Below are 13,087 nucleotides of genomic sequence, written 5' to 3'. Positions count from 1 at the left end.
GGATATCCCGCCTTTATTTGAACTGTTTGAGGAAACGTAAATCATTTTCGAAGAATGCACGCAGATCGGTCACGCCATAGCGCAACATGGTCAGACGCTCCATGCCCATACCGAAGGCGAAGCCGGAGTAAACTTCCGGATCGATGCCCACATTACGCAGCACGTTCGGATGCACCATGCCGCAGCCCAGCACTTCCAGCCACTTGCCGTTTTTACCCATCACGTCCACTTCAGCGGAAGGTTCAGTGAACGGAAAGTAGGACGGACGGAAGCGAATCTGCAGGTCTTCTTCGAAGAAGTTATTCAGGAAGTCGTGCAGCGTTCCCTTCAGGTTGGTGAAGTTGATGTTGGTATCAACGATCAGGCCTTCCATCTGATGGAACATCGGGGTGTGGGTCTGATCGTAGTCGTTACGATAGACGCGGCCCGGGGCGATAATGCGAATTGGCGGCTGCTTGTCTTTCATCGTGCGGATCTGCACGCCTGAAGTCTGGGTACGCAGCAGACGGGTTGCATCAAACCAGAAAGTATCGTGGTCCGCGCGCGCCGGGTGGTGGCCAGGAATATTCAGCGCATCGAAGTTGTGATAGTCATCTTCGATTTCAGGGCCGGTCGCTACGGTGAAGCCCAGCTCGCCGAAGAAGCTTTCGATACGGTCGATGGTGCGGGTTACCGGGTGCAGGCCACCGTTTTCAATCCGGCGACCAGGCAGAGAAACGTCGATCGTTTCTGCAGCCAGACGCTCGTTCAGCGCAGCACTTTCCAGGTCAGCTTTACGGGCGTTCAGGGCTTCCTGAACCTGCTCTTTAGCTTCGTTTATCACCGCGCCCGCAGCCGGACGCTCTTCCGGTGGCAGTTCACGCAGGGTGGTCATCTGAAGGGTCAGGTGTCCCTTCTTCCCTAAATATTCGACGCGTACATTATCTAACGCGGCAACATCCTGGGCATCGTTTATGGCTGCTTTGGCACTGGCAACCAGCTCTGCGAGATGTGGCATGGTATTCCTCTTATGCCGGCAAACTGCCGGGGTAGTTGGTCTGATTCGAAAACGAAACGCAAAAAAAAAGCCTCCAGACAGGAGGCTTTCGGCGCTGTTTTTCGTTTCTTTTCTTACGCGCAAAGCCCCCTGAGTCAGGCGCTAAAGTAAAAAAAGAAGCGGAAAATAGCAGCATTCATGCTTGCAGTTACCTTGTTTTGACAAATTTCGCTTTGGCTATTGAACGAGCTACGGCGTTGAAAGTCAATAATTTGATTGTGTTATGCCCTAATAATTCGATTTGTAGTAAGGCGACAAGCTCGGTTATCCCCGGGAGCTTACTTAAGTAAGTGACTGGGGTCAGCGAGTGCAGTTAACGCAGCTACAGATTGAAGTATGACGGGGATAAATTAAAAGAGGGAGCAAGCTCCCTCTTAAAACTGGCTTATGCCAGAGCTGCTTTCGCTTTCTCAACCAGGGCAGTGAATGCCACTTTGTCGAATACGGCGATGTCAGCCAGGATCTTACGGTCGATTTCAACAGAGGCTTTTTTCAGGCCGTTGATGAATTTGCTGTAAGAGATACCGTTCTGACGAGCTGCAGCGTTGATACGTGCAATCCACAGCTGGCGGAACTGACGTTTACGTTGACGACGGTCGCGGTAAGCGTACTGACCAGCTTTGATAACAGCCTGGAAGGCAACGCGGTATACGCGAGAACGCGCACCGTAGTAGCCTTTAGCTTGTTTGAGGATTTTTTTGTGACGAGCACGTGCGATTACACCACGTTTTACGCGAGCCATTTAGCTCTCCTGTTTCTATTCTGAATTAATTAAAAAAAGTTTACTTATGCGTACGGCAGGCAAGCGACAACCAGGCCCAGATCCCCTTTGGAGACCATGCCTTTCGGACGCAGATGACGTTTACGTTTGGTAGACTTTTTAGTCAGAATGTGACGCAGGTTAGCGTGCTTACGCTTAAAACCGCCAGAAGCAGTCTTTTTGAAGCGCTTAGCGGCGCCGCGTACTGTTTTGATCTTTGGCATTTCAATTTCCACTTCGCATTGTTAATAAAACGAACCAGTAGGCGAACAAAACCCGCGAGGCCGAAGCCCCGCGGTCTGTTACTTGATGGCCTTACTGTTTCTTCTTCGGAGCAAGCACCATGATCATCTGGCGGCCTTCGATCTTCGTTGGGAAGGATTCGACCACTGCCAGTTCACTCAGATCGTCACGGACGCGGTTAAGCACTTCCATACCAATCTGTTGGTGTGCCATTTCACGCCCACGGAAACGCAGGGTGATTTTGGCTTTGTCTCCGTCTTCCAGAAAGCGAACCAGGCTGCGGAGTTTTACCTGATAGTCGCCATCATCGGTACCAGGTCGGAATTTAATTTCCTTAACCTGAATAACTTTTTGCTTCTTCTTCTGTTCCTTAGAAGATTTGCTTTTCTCGTAGAGGAACTTGCCGTAGTCCATGATGCGGCAAACAGGCGGCTCGGCGTTTGGACTGATTTCAACTAAATCAACCCCAGCCTCTTCGGCTTTTTCTAAAGCTTCATTCAGACTGACAATACCAATCTGCTCGCCATCAATACCGGTCAGACGAACCTCAGTGGCACGAATCTCTCTGTTAATGCGATTAGGACGCGCCGGTTGAACTCTTTTTCCGCCTTTAATACTTTATTCCTCCAGTTGATGAAGATTGCGGCTGCGAATTTCTTGCTGCAGCTTTTCAATCAATTCGTTGACGTCCATGCTTCCCAGGTCTTTGCCGCGGCGGGTACGAACGGCAACTTTGCCTGCTTCGACCTCTTTATCGCCACAAACCAGCATATAAGGGACACGACGTAACGTGTGTTCACGGATTTTAAAGCCTATCTTCTCATTTCTCAAGTCTGCTTTTACGCGAATGCCCGCATTTTGGAGTTTACGAGTCAATTCGTTAACGTATTCTGCCTGGCCGTCGGTGATATTCATTACCACCGCCTGCACTGGAGCAAGCCAGGTTGGGAAGAAACCAGCAAACTCTTCGGTCAGAATACCGATAAAGCGTTCCATTGAACCTAAAATGGCGCGGTGAATCATTACCGGCACCAAACGCTCGTTATTTTCGCCAATATAGGAGGCGTTCAAGCGGGTTGGCAGGGAGAAGTCAAGCTGAACGGTACCGCACTGCCATGCACGATCCAGGCAGTCATACAGCGTGAACTCAATTTTCGGGCCGTAGAATGCACCCTCACCCGGCTGATAGTCAAACGGGATATTGTTTTCCTGCAGCGCAACGGCCAGATCCGCTTCCGCGCGATCCCACATTTCGTCACTGCCGATGCGTTTTTCAGGACGGGTAGACAGTTTCACCACGATTTTCTCGAAACCGAAGGTGCTGTACATGTCGTATACCATACGGATACAGCTGTTTACTTCATCGCGAACCTGCTCTTCAGTACAGAAGATGTGGGCATCGTCCTGAGTAAAGCCGCGCACGCGCATCAGGCCGTGCAGCGCGCCCGAAGGCTCATTGCGGTGGCAGCTACCAAATTCCGCCATACGCAGCGGCAGGTCGCGGTAGGACTTCAGTCCCTGGTTGAAGATCTGCACGTGGCCCGGGCAGTTCATCGGTTTGATGCAGTATTCACGGTTCTCGGAAGAGGTGGTGAACATCGCGTCTTTATAGTTGTCCCAGTGGCCAGTTTTTTCCCACAGGACGCGATCCATCATGAACGGACCTTTCACTTCCTGGTACTGGTACTCTTTCAGCTTGGAACGAACGAACACTTCCAGCTCGCGGAAAATCGTCCAGCCGTCGTTATGCCAGAACACCATGCCCGGCGCTTCTTCCTGCATATGGTACAGGTCAAGCTGCTTGCCGATTTTACGGTGATCGCGCTTGGACGCTTCTTCCAGACGCTGCAGATAAGCATTCAGCTGCTTTTTGTCCGCCCAGGCGGTGCCGTAGATACGCTGCAGCATCTTGTTGTTGCTGTCACCGCGCCAGTATGCACCGGAGGTTTTCTGCAGCTTGAAGTGATGGCAGAAACGCATGTTTGGCACATGAGGCCCGCGGCACATATCCACGTATTCTTCATGATGATACAAACCTGGTTTGTCATCATGGCTGATGTTTTCATCAAGAATGGCAACTTTATAGTTCTCACCGCGATTGACGAAAGTCTCACGCGCTTCCTGCCAGCTCACCTTCTTCTTGATAACGTCGTAATCTTTCTCAGCGAGCTCGTGCATACGCTTCTCGAGCAGCTCAAGATCTTCCTGCGTCAGGGTGTGGTCCAGATCAACGTCGTAGTAGAAACCGTTGTCGATAACCGGGCCGATCGCCATTTTGGTGTGCGGCCAAAGCTGCTTGATGGCATGACCCAGCAGGTGAGCGCAAGAGTGGCGAAGAATTTCCAGACCCGCTTCGTCTTTAGCAGTGATAATGGCGAGCTTCGCATCGTTTTCGATAATATCGGAAGCATCAACCAGTTCACCGTTTACGCGGCCAGCAATACACGCTTTGGCAAGACCTGGACCGATGTCCAGCGCAACGTCCATTGGGCTAACGGGTTTGTCGTAATGGCGTTGGCTGCCATCAGGAAGAGTAATAACAGGCATGTTAAGTCCTTATCTGCAGTGGTGACCCGCACGAAAGATCACATACAGTAGAGAAATTGGATTTAGAACAACTCGTTGCGTAACCATTTGACCAACAATCGCCGAATTGGTACGCAGTCTGGTGTACAAATGAAAAATGGCATCGCTGCCATCTCACCTGAGCTGTAGATGGTAACACTAACGTAAAGGGGAATACATCCCTTGTTACCAGGAACAGGCTTGATAAATAAGGCTACCATCTGCCCTTTTCAAGGCGTGTTATGCCGCTTTGCTTTTCTCTTCCACCAGCACCAGCGGGCATTTTTTTACCTTACAGGCCTGGGTGTATGCCAGTTCGCAAACCGCACAAAGATCCCTGAGTTCCGACTCATATTCGTATTCCATAAAATAGCGAAAAGTCCCGCCGCCGGACTCAGTGCGCCAGAATCGCTGCGGCTCCAGAATTTCATCAAGCTGCCTGAAGGTCAGGGCTGAAGGGTTATGAAACCCTACTCGTACGCGATAGATAGTCATGCACGATTATTCTCAGGGCACGATGCAGTTTGCCAGGCGGTTTTGGTTCTCAAAAAGATAGGAAAAAACGAAGAACGGATATACGAGGAAAAAACAAAGCCGGATAGTATCCGGCTTCTTAATCTTACATCTTATACCCGAGCGTAATTTGCGTACGTCTGTCGGTATGGTTTGGTGCAGTAGACGGCGGATCGGAGTTCCAGGTCACGTTATAGCCTACTTTCAGGCCAAAGTGCTCGCTGATGGCCACATCCAGCGCCGTTTCGGAGTTCACCGTGGTGTCGTCACTGCCCAGCACGGACACGCCCTGAATAAACTTAGCGTTGTCGGTCAGCTGCCAGTTGTAAGTCGCAGACGCATAGCCCAGCGCCTGAGTCTCGTTGTTACCATCGGTAAATTCGTCGTAACGTACACCTGGACCGAATTCCACACGCAGACTGTGAACCGGGCCGTTCAGCAACTGGCGACCATAACCCGCGGTGAAAACATCGCGCGCATGGTAGCCGTTGTAGCGGTCAGTCAACCAGCTTGCCTGACCAAAGATATAGTCATAGTCAGTCATGTTGTAACGACCACGCCCACCCGCTGAGTATTTCTCAGAAGAGCGCACATCGTTGGAAGAGGTGTTGCTGGCGGTACCCCAAATTGACCAGGCGGTAGCCGTGTTGTACCAGGTCATATTGGTGTTAGCAGTCAAGTTGGAACTTTTGGTATTGCCTGCCTGCGCAAGATAGCCTGCATTCAGATTACCTTCGAAGGGTTTCTTCGCGGTAGTCGGGTCATCCATGACAGTAAATACTGAGTCATCTGCCACTGCGAAGTGGCTAAAGAACGCTCCACCGGTGAGTAAAAGTGCAACCGGCACTGTCTTTAAAAGCTTCATTTATTAATCCGTACAACACAAAAAAGAAACCATTAAGGTTCCGGAATCTTTCCTCGGGATCAAATCGAAGCCGCCCCGGAAAGGTTACAAATTATAAAAACTCCGCAATAACATAGCAATGGATTCTTGTTTCATTTTTTGTATAAGAGAGCTCTTAAAATATCTTTATTTTCATAAGGATACGAAGGTTATGGTTTTTGGATAATCATTCGATAAATCATGATTTTAATTAACATTTCACTTCCCGCTTCGGTGCTACGCTTTAGGACAATGGCTAAAAAAGGAGGAGACATGACCGCTATTTTTACACTCACCCTCGCCCCTTCGCTCGACAGTGCCACCGTCACGGCGCAAATCTATCCTGAAGGGAAACTTCGCTGCACCTCGCCCATCTTTGAACCCGGCGGCGGCGGCATAAATGTTGCCCGTGCCATTGTGCATTTGGGAGGACACGCCACGGCGATATTTCCGGTTGGCGGCGCGACTGGCCAGCACCTTCGTGACCTGTTGCTTGAAGAGCATGTCACCGTGGACACTGTGGGAGCGAAAGACTGGACCCGTCAAAACCTGCACGTTCATACCGAATCTACCGGCGAACAATATCGATTCGTGATGCCTGGAGCCGCCCTGACGGATGATGAATTCCTGCAACTGGAGCAAAAATCCCTCGCCCTTCATTCCGGCGATATTCTGGCGATCAGCGGTAGCCTGCCGCCGGGCGTTGATCTCAAAAAGCTCTGCCGCCTGGTAAAAATGGCTCAGGAGAAAGGCATACGCTGCATTGTGGACAGCTCGGGAGAGGCGCTGAAAGCCACACTCGCGTTAGGCAACATCGAACTGGTGAAACCAAACCAAAAAGAGCTGAGTGCTTTAGTTCAGCGTGAACTCACCCAACCTGACGATGTGCGTGCTGCTGCGCAGCACCTTGTCGACAGCGGCCAGGCAAAACGCGTAGTGGTTTCTCTGGGAGCACAGGGAGCCCTGGCGGTGGATGCACACGAATGCGTGCACGTTGTGCCGCCGCCGGTCAAAAGCCAAAGTACCGTCGGCGCCGGAGACAGCATGGTTGGCGCCATGACGCTCAAGCTTGCGGAAAACGCGCCTCTGCTGGATATCGTTCGCTATGGCGTGGCTGCCGGCAGTGCCGCAACGCTGAACAAAGGTACCCGCCTCTGCTCGCTGGAAAATACGCAGAAAATCTACGCCTGGCTACGAGGCTAACGTTTCGTTGCAGAATAAACTGGCTGCCACAGGGCGAGAATATCGCCATTCCGGCAGCATGAACTATGCTAAAACCTTCAGGATAACAACGGGGTGACTATGAGCGATGTTGAACGCTATGTGATCACGGTGCAATTTGAGGAACAAAGCCTGGCCGACATCAACGAGCTGAACAACCAGCTCACCCGCGGCGGCTTCACCCTCACGCTCATCGATGATCAAGGCAAAATTCACGAACTTGGCCCGGGCAGCTTCGGGCTAATCAGTCCGCTTGATGAACAAGAAGTTGAAGCGCTGGCCAGAGGGCTGGGAAGCGTAGCGCTTGGCACGGAGCCTGACGTCGTCGTTACCCGCTGGGAAACCTGGCAGAAACAAAAGTAAGTACTGGCCGGGGTTGTGCGTCAGCGCGTGTTTTTGCCCGGCAAACGGCGATAAGCTATTGATTGCAGTGTCTACCAGCAAACCTGGGGAGAAAAGTCATGTGGCAAGCCATCCGTCATTTGTTAAGCGAGCAGTTGGGCGAAGCAGAGATTGAACAGCGCACTGAGCTACCCGGCGGCGAAATTCACGCGGCATGGCATATTCGTTATGCGGGCCACGAGATCTTCGTCAAGTGCGACGAGCGTGAAATGCTGCCTATCTTCACGGCAGAAGCCGACCAGCTAGAGCTCCTGTCGCGCAGTAAAACCGTCAGAGTCCCCAGGGTCTGGGCGCTCGGCAGCGACAGAGATTACAGCTTCTTGCTGCTGGAATATCTGCCTTCTAAACCCCTCGATGCCCATAACGCGTTTCTCCTCGGTCAGCAGTTGGCCCGGCTTCATCAATGGAGCGACCAGCCGCAGTTCGGTCTCGACTTCGACAACGATCTCTCCACCACCCCACAACCCAATGCCTGGCAGCGACGCTGGTCGACTTTCTTTGCCGAGCAGCGCATTGGCTGGCAGCTGGAAATGGCGGCGGAAAAGGGCATCGACTATGGCGATATTGATTTGATCGTTGATTTTGTCCAGCAGACGCTGGCCTCGCATCAACCTCAGCCTTCCCTGCTGCATGGCGATCTCTGGTCAGGCAACTGCGCCCTCGGGCCTGACGGGCCTTTTATTTACGATCCCGCCTGCTACTGGGGGGACAGGGAATGCGACCTGGCCATGCTGCCGCTGCACAACGACCAGCCGCCGCAAATTTACGACGGGTATCAGTCCGTCTCTCCTCTTCCGGCAGGCTTCCTCGACCGCCAGCCTATTTACCAACTTTATACCCTGCTTAACCGGGCGATTCTGTTCGGCGGGCAGCACCTCGTGACGGCGCAAAAAGCGCTGGAGAAAGTGTTAGCGGCGTAAAAAGCAGGCCGCGCCAGAACAGCGTGGCCCGTTATTTTATAAAAAGCCGAGCAGCTTGAAGAAGAAATAGCCCACCACGATGACAATCACCGGCAGGACATAAAGCGGGAAAATCTGCAGTAAGATCGTGTGATGCGGCACAACCACTTTCGCATCTAGCTGCGCTTTGCTGAGTCCATCCGGCCCTTTCGCCTGTTCAAGAATCAGCTGATCCTGCACGCCCTCGCGCAGGAATTTTGCCTGGCGGCTCATGCGGGCCCCGGAGTCCTGCAGCGCCAGACCGATGAAAATCAGCGCAAATATCACCCAGAAGAAAACGTTCACCTGGCCGTTAAAATCCGGCAGCGGCGAGTTGTACCAGAAGAGATTCAGGAACGGCGTATTGAACCGCATCATCTCAATCATCACGTGGGCGAAATCCATCATCACGGCGTCAATGCCCGGCTGTTTTTCGCTGTGCTGATACATAAATTTCAGGACGGAAATCACCGTCGACAGCAGCGCCGGAATAAAAATAATCCAGCCCGCCACGCGCTTTAAAATCGCAATGCGTCCAGCTTGTTGATACGTCATGCACTCCCCTTTATTAGGACGTAACGTTATACGCACAAAGTCTACCCTGTGTGGCGCTATTTCGCCTGAGCTTTGCGGGCTAAATTCGCAAAAGCGGTAGCTTCGGGCTTCGTTTCCGGCTAAAGATACACAAACATTTTATTTTGACGAACAGAAAGGAGTCGTTTTATGGCCGAAACACGCCAAATCCTCGCGGCAATTTTTGATATGGATGGGCTGCTGATAGATTCCGAACCGCTTTGGGATCGTGCGGAGCTGGACGTGCTGGAGAGCATCGGCGTCGATATTACGCGTCGTCACGAACTGCCCGACACGCTGGGATTGCGCATCGACCTGGTGGTCGAACTTTGGTATTCACGCCAGCCGTGGACCGGACCATCGCGCGAGGAAGTGACCGCGCGCGTTATCGAACGTGCTATTGCGTTGGTTGAAGAACAGCGCCCTCTGCTGCCAGGCGTTGTTGAAGCGGTGAAGCTTTGCAAAACGCTGGGCCTGAAGGTTGGTCTGGCCTCCGCATCTCCGCTGCACATGCTGGAAAAAGTGCTTGAGATGTTCGACCTGCGCCAGTATTTCGACGCGATTGCCTCCGCCGAGCATTTGCCTTACAGCAAACCGCATCCGCAAGTGTACCTGGATGCTGCCGCGAAGCTGGGGATCGATCCGCTCTCCTGCGTGACGCTCGAAGACTCCGTCAACGGCATGATCGCCACCAAAGCGGCCAGAATGCGCTCCATTGTGGTACCTGCCGATGAGAACGTTGCGGACCCGCGCTGGTGCCTGGCAGACGTCAAACTCCCTTCTCTGGTTCAACTGACCGAAACAAGCCTGAAAGGCTAAACCTGTCGGGCGGTTCAGGCCGCCCATCTTCCTGACAAAATGTTACACCGTCACCTCTTCCGAATACTGTACAAAAACCCTATACTGGATGAATCGACAGTCTCTTCATTCAGGTTGTATCATGACGGCGGAAGGCCACCTGCTCTTTTCTATTGCCTGTGCAGTTTTTGCCAAAAACGCCGAACTGACGCCCGTCCTCGCCCAGGGCGACTGGTGGCATATTGTGCCGTCCGCGATTCTGACCTGCCTGTTGCCGGACATTGACCACCCCAAATCCTTTCTGGGCCAGCGGCTAAGCTGGATCTCAAAACCGGTGGCGCGAATGTGCGGCCACCGGGGATTTACCCACAGCCTGTTTGCGGTGTTCGCCGGACTGGCGCTGTTTTACCTCAAGGTGCCAGAAAGCTGGGTCATTCCGGCCGATGCGCTGCAGGGCATGGTGCTGGGTTACCTCAGCCACATACTTGCCGACATGCTAACGCCTGCCGGCGTGCCGCTATTGTGGCCGTGCCGCTGGCGTTTCCGTTTCCCCATCATTCGCCCACAAAAAGGCAATCAGCTTGAGCGCGCCCTGTGCATGGCGCTGTTTGGCTTTGCGGTATGGATGCCCCAGAGCCTGCCCGAAAACGGTGCAGTGCGCTGGTCTTCGCAGATGATAAATTCGCTGCAAACCACCTTTAATAGCTTTATAACTCACCAGTCTGAGCGTTAAACAACCAATATCATTCATTTGGTAATAATCAATTCCTTTTGAATATAAGCCAACGTCCTGCCATCTGTTACGCTTTGCAACATAACGGTCGCCCCTGCGCGGCCGCGTGACAATAAATCAGGAGATACGGGGATGAATTTTCCACTGGTAGCGAACATTGTGGTGTTCGTTGTATTGCTATTGCTGCTGGCGCAAACCCGCCATAAGCAATGGAGCCTTGCCAAAAAAGTGCTGGCAGGTCTGGTACTGGGCGTGATCTTTGGCCTGGGACTGCACACCATTTATGGTTCTGACAGCGCGGTGCTGAAAGATTCCATTCAGTGGTTTAATGTAGTCGGTAACGGCTATGTGCAACTGCTGCAGATGATTGTTATGCCGCTGGTCTTCGCCTCAATCCTGAGCGCCGTAGCCAAACTGCATAACGCTTCTTCGCTGGGGAAAATCAGCGTTCTGTCTATCGGTACTCTGTTATTTACCACGCTGATTGCCGCGCTGGTCGGGGTACTGGTCACCAATCTGTTCGGGCTGACCGCTGAAGGCCTGGTGCAGGGCAATGCAGAAAACGCCCGTCTGGCGGCAATTCAGTCCAGCTACATTGGTAAAGTTGCAGACCTGACCGTCCCACAGCTGATCCTCTCCTTCGTGCCGAAAAACCCGTTTGCTGACCTGACCGGTGCCAACCCGACGTCTATTATTAGCGTGGTGATTTTTGCTGCCTTCCTGGGCGTCGCGGCGCTGAAGCTGCTGAAAGATGATGCGCCAAAAGGCGAGCGCGTCCTGGTGGCTATCGACACCCTGCAAAGCTGGGTCATGAAGCTGGTTCGCCTGGTGATGCAGCTGACGCCATACGGCGTGCTGGCGCTGATGACCAAAGTGGTGGCGGGCTCAAACCTGCAGGACATCATCAAACTGGGCAGCTTCGTGGTAGCGTCTTACCTTGGTCTGGCAATTATGTTTGGCGTTCACGCCGTTCTGCTGGCCTTCAACGGCGTTAGCCCGGTGAAATACTTCCGCAAAGTCTGGCCAGTGTTGACCTTCGCGTTCACCAGCCGCTCCAGCGCGGCGAGTATCCCGCTGAACGTGGAAGCGCAAACCCGCCGTCTTGGCGTGCCAGAATCCATCGCCAGCTTCTCTGCCTCCTTCGGCGCAACCATTGGCCAAAACGGCTGTGCGGGCCTCTACCCGGCGATGCTTGCGGTAATGGTGGCTCCGACCGTCGGGATTAACCCGCTGGATCCTGTCTGGATTGCAACGCTGGTAGGGATTGTGACCGTTAGCTCCGCAGGCGTGGCCGGCGTGGGCGGTGGTGCAACCTTCGCTGCGCTGATTGTTCTGCCCGCGATGGGGCTGCCGGTAACGCTGGTCGCACTGCTGATTTCCGTTGAGCCGCTGATTGATATGGGCCGTACCGCCCTGAACGTGAGCGGGTCGATGACCGCAGGGACCATTACCAGCCAGTTGATGAAGCAGACCGACAAAGAGATTCTGAACAGCGACGATGAAGTGGAATTAGCCCACCGTTAATCTGAACTGAAAAACAAAAAGGCCGCTATCACTAGCGGCCTTTTTTTATACTTCGTTTTCCTGCCGAACCTGTTTTGCCCAGCGCTGTGCCGATTCGGGCAAAGTAAACGGCGGTGACTGGCGGAAGGCATCACCCAGTAAAACAAACGCTACATACTGCCCGCGCAGCAGATAAACATCTTTAAACCCGTCGACTCGCCACGCATGAGAAGGCGGCGCAGGCTCCACGCGGGGCGTGTAGGTAATGATTGGGCGTGTATTCGGTTGGCGCAGTGGTTTCATAGGCAACGGGATTGGAAATGAATTAGTGAACAACCTCACCATGATAGCGGATCTCACCCTTCTTCGTCGCCCCCTCTTCTCTGTCTCAGCCCGTAAGGCAAAAAAAGCCCGGCGCAGAGACTGCAGCCGGGCCCTTTACAACGAGCTAGCTTAGGCTTTAGGTGCCTGCGGGTCGGTGTCGTATTCGGCACAGGTCTGGTAGCCGGAGTTCATCACCCGACCGGTGTCATCCAGTGCAACAAAGTAGGTTTCAGCTTTGCCGTTACGCTGGCCCAGAATATAGGTCTGGCAGGTGCCTTTGGCGTGGATCATGGTGATTTCGGAAGACGGTTTACCCGCAATCTGCTGTACCTGAGCACGGGTCATGCCTTTTTTAACATCTTTGACCACCGGCTCAGTCACCAGATCTTTGGTACGATCGTAAGCGGTACACCCTGCCAGCATAGTCATTACCGCTGCCGCGCCTAAAAATCCTGCAAATTTATTATTCATAATTATCCTCATCAATGAATGTATTGATCCTGCGTGTTAGATAAGCCTGGAATATAAAAGAACATTTTTCAACTCGTTAGCCTTAACACGCGAAAATTCGGACAAAAGGAGTATTCATAAGAAT

At 52.8% G+C, this 13,087-nt stretch carries 17 protein-coding genes and 1 other annotated feature; of the genes, 6 read left to right on the top strand and 11 right to left on the bottom strand.

Annotation, left to right across the window (positions count from 1 at the left end; genetic code table 11):
- Positions 1-13: 13 nt before the first annotated feature.
- The 8 genes from pheS to LH86_RS13615 form a co-directional block, all read right to left on the bottom strand.
- A complete protein-coding gene (gene pheS / locus LH86_RS13645) occupies positions 14-997 on the bottom strand; it encodes a phenylalanine--tRNA ligase subunit alpha (protein ID WP_039302257.1) in 984 nt (327 codons plus the stop codon).
- Between the two features lie 60 nt (positions 998-1,057).
- Positions 1,058-1,181: a sequence feature (Phe leader region), on the bottom strand.
- Positions 1,132-1,176 carry a pheST operon leader peptide PheM gene (gene pheM / locus LH86_RS22590; protein ID WP_106120997.1) on the bottom strand — a complete coding sequence of 15 codons (45 nt, stop codon included), beginning with the start codon at positions 1,174-1,176 and terminating at the stop codon, positions 1,132-1,134. It overlaps the preceding feature by 45 nt.
- A gap of 240 nt (positions 1,182-1,421) precedes the next feature.
- Positions 1,422-1,778: a 50S ribosomal protein L20 gene (gene rplT / locus LH86_RS13640; protein WP_000124850.1), complete on the bottom strand. Its 357-nt coding sequence runs from the start codon at positions 1,776-1,778 to the stop codon at positions 1,422-1,424.
- A gap of 44 nt (positions 1,779-1,822) precedes the next feature.
- Positions 1,823-2,020, bottom strand: a complete 198-nt coding sequence (gene rpmI / locus LH86_RS13635; RefSeq protein ID WP_006118955.1) for a 50S ribosomal protein L35 — start codon at positions 2,018-2,020, stop codon at positions 1,823-1,825.
- Positions 2,021-2,111: 91 nt separating this feature from the next.
- Positions 2,112-2,654 carry a translation initiation factor IF-3 gene (gene infC / locus LH86_RS13630; protein WP_071530481.1) on the bottom strand — a complete coding sequence of 181 codons (543 nt, stop codon included), beginning with the start codon at positions 2,652-2,654 and terminating at the stop codon, positions 2,112-2,114.
- A 3-nt stretch (positions 2,655-2,657) separates the two neighbouring features.
- Positions 2,658-4,586 (bottom strand): threonine--tRNA ligase, encoded by a 1,929-nt coding sequence (gene thrS / locus LH86_RS13625; protein ID WP_039302254.1) that lies wholly within the window; start codon positions 4,584-4,586, stop codon positions 2,658-2,660.
- A gap of 258 nt (positions 4,587-4,844) precedes the next feature.
- Positions 4,845-5,099 (bottom strand): hypothetical protein, encoded by a 255-nt coding sequence (locus tag LH86_RS13620; protein WP_039302251.1) that lies wholly within the window; start codon positions 5,097-5,099, stop codon positions 4,845-4,847.
- A 124-nt stretch (positions 5,100-5,223) separates the two neighbouring features.
- Positions 5,224-5,982, bottom strand: a complete 759-nt coding sequence (locus LH86_RS13615) for a DUF481 domain-containing protein (protein WP_039302248.1) — start codon at positions 5,980-5,982, stop codon at positions 5,224-5,226.
- Positions 5,983-6,273: 291 nt separating this feature from the next.
- On the opposite strand from LH86_RS13615, the gene pfkB reads away from it, so the two are divergent.
- The 3 genes from pfkB (at position 6,274) to LH86_RS13600 (ending at position 8,543) form a co-directional block, all read left to right on the top strand.
- Positions 6,274-7,203, top strand: a complete 930-nt coding sequence (pfkB, locus tag LH86_RS13610; protein WP_039302245.1) for a 6-phosphofructokinase II — start codon at positions 6,274-6,276, stop codon at positions 7,201-7,203.
- 99 nt (positions 7,204-7,302) lie between these two features.
- Positions 7,303-7,584 carry a type V toxin-antitoxin system endoribonuclease antitoxin GhoS gene (gene ghoS, locus LH86_RS13605; RefSeq protein ID WP_039302242.1) on the top strand — a complete coding sequence of 94 codons (282 nt, stop codon included), beginning with the start codon at positions 7,303-7,305 and terminating at the stop codon, positions 7,582-7,584.
- A 98-nt stretch (positions 7,585-7,682) separates the two neighbouring features.
- Entirely contained in the window at positions 7,683-8,543 is an 861-nt protein-coding gene (locus tag LH86_RS13600) for a fructosamine kinase family protein (protein WP_039302239.1), read from the top strand.
- A 36-nt stretch (positions 8,544-8,579) separates the two neighbouring features.
- Here the strand turns inward: LH86_RS13600 and LH86_RS13595 are convergent, their stop codons facing one another.
- Positions 8,580-9,116, bottom strand: a complete 537-nt coding sequence (locus LH86_RS13595) for a YniB family protein (RefSeq protein ID WP_039302235.1) — start codon at positions 9,114-9,116, stop codon at positions 8,580-8,582.
- A 168-nt stretch (positions 9,117-9,284) separates the two neighbouring features.
- Here LH86_RS13595 and hxpB point away from each other — a divergent pair, with 168 nt between their 5' ends.
- The 3 genes from hxpB to LH86_RS13580 all read left to right on the top strand — a co-directional run bounded on the left by hxpB (position 9,285) and on the right by LH86_RS13580 (position 12,189).
- Positions 9,285-9,953: a hexitol phosphatase HxpB gene (gene hxpB / locus LH86_RS13590; protein WP_039302232.1), complete on the top strand. Its 669-nt coding sequence runs from the start codon at positions 9,285-9,287 to the stop codon at positions 9,951-9,953.
- Between the two features lie 121 nt (positions 9,954-10,074).
- The gene (locus tag LH86_RS13585; RefSeq protein WP_039302229.1) at positions 10,075-10,665 is read left to right on the top strand and encodes a metal-dependent hydrolase; all 591 of its coding nucleotides are present in this window, start codon (positions 10,075-10,077) and stop codon (positions 10,663-10,665) included.
- Positions 10,666-10,797: 132 nt separating this feature from the next.
- The gene (locus LH86_RS13580) at positions 10,798-12,189 is read left to right on the top strand and encodes an L-cystine transporter (RefSeq protein ID WP_039302228.1); all 1,392 of its coding nucleotides are present in this window, start codon (positions 10,798-10,800) and stop codon (positions 12,187-12,189) included.
- 45 nt (positions 12,190-12,234) lie between these two features.
- On the opposite strand, the gene cedA is transcribed toward LH86_RS13580, so the two are convergent.
- Positions 12,235-12,471 carry a cell division activator CedA gene (gene cedA / locus LH86_RS13575; RefSeq protein ID WP_008456606.1) on the bottom strand — a complete coding sequence of 79 codons (237 nt, stop codon included), beginning with the start codon at positions 12,469-12,471 and terminating at the stop codon, positions 12,235-12,237.
- A gap of 150 nt (positions 12,472-12,621) precedes the next feature.
- The gene (gene osmE / locus LH86_RS13570; protein WP_008456607.1) at positions 12,622-12,963 is read right to left on the bottom strand and encodes an osmotically-inducible lipoprotein OsmE; all 342 of its coding nucleotides are present in this window, start codon (positions 12,961-12,963) and stop codon (positions 12,622-12,624) included.
- Positions 12,964-13,087: the final 124 nt, after the last annotated feature.

Origin of the sequence: Cedecea neteri, assembly GCF_000758325.1 — a bacterium.
GTDB lineage: Bacteria > Pseudomonadota > Gammaproteobacteria > Enterobacterales > Enterobacteriaceae > Cedecea > Cedecea neteri_B.
Note: the sequence above shows the minus strand (reverse complement) of the source record. Positions and strands in the feature narration are given on the sequence as shown.